The sequence below is a fragment of the Mycobacterium sp. NGS61 genome (assembly GCF_059812325.1).
On the sequence record NZ_JCALCL010000028.1, the window covers coordinates 1 to 905 of the forward strand.

Genomic DNA, 905 nt, shown 5'->3' on the forward strand with positions numbered 1-905 from the left:
CTGGCCACGACGGTCAACGCCCACGTCGTGGGGGCGGCGACCTCGGTCTCGGCGGCGCTGAGCCCGGTGGCCGAAGGGGTTGCCGCGGGCGCGTCGTCGGTGGTGGCCGGCGTCCAGTCGGCGGCGGCCGCGGTGCCGGTGGCGACCGTGATGTCGGCGGTGCAGGCGGGGGCGATGCCGGCCAGCATGTTGATCGGTCCGATGATGCAGCTCGGGCAGACCGCCAACGCCGGTGCTGCCGGACTGGCCGGAGCCACCGAAGGGCTGGCCGACCTTCCCAAGTTCGTCGGCGACACCGCCCCGGCGCTCAACGGCTTGGGTGCCGGCGGCGGCGGACTCGGTTCCGGGATGGCGGCCGGCCTGGGCAATGCGCGCCTGGTGGGTGCGATGTCGGTGCCCCCAACCTGGCAGGGGTCGGTACCTAAGGCGCTGACCAGTTCGGCGATGACGGGTCTGGGCGCCATGCCCAACCCCGCCGGGATGGCTGCCGGTGCCGGCACGGGAATGATGCCGATGCCGATGCCGATGGGCGGCGGCGCCGGGGCGGGAGGCATGCCCGGCGGCATGATGGGCCGCGGCGGTGCGAGTCCGCACGTGGTGCAGAACCGGCCCAGCGTGATCCCGCGGACCGGAGTCGGATAGTCGCAAGCCTCGGCCAGGTGCCGATCACGGGCGCGGACACGCATCTGGACGGGTGCGCAATTCGCGCCCGTGGCATGTTCGAACGTGGAATATACTCAGTTGGAAGCAAAGTCGATTCGGTGTCCGAAAACCAAAACGTCAGCTCATTTGGTGAAAGCCCGAACTTATCGGTGCGGTCTGACTTACGATCCAGCCGTGAGCTGGGTACGGGGCAGGTCGCAGGTACTTGTTGGCGCCGTTGACGCGGCTGGCTGGTTAGGATA

At 69.8% G+C, this 905-nt stretch carries 1 protein-coding gene; it reads left to right on the plus strand.

Going from position 1 to position 905, the window contains the following annotated elements:
* A partial coding sequence (locus AC5Y3Z_RS25505) for a PPE family protein, SVP subgroup (protein WP_499919719.1) occupies positions 1–642 on the plus strand: 642 nt, incomplete at its 5' end.
* Positions 643–905 lie beyond the last annotated feature (263 nt).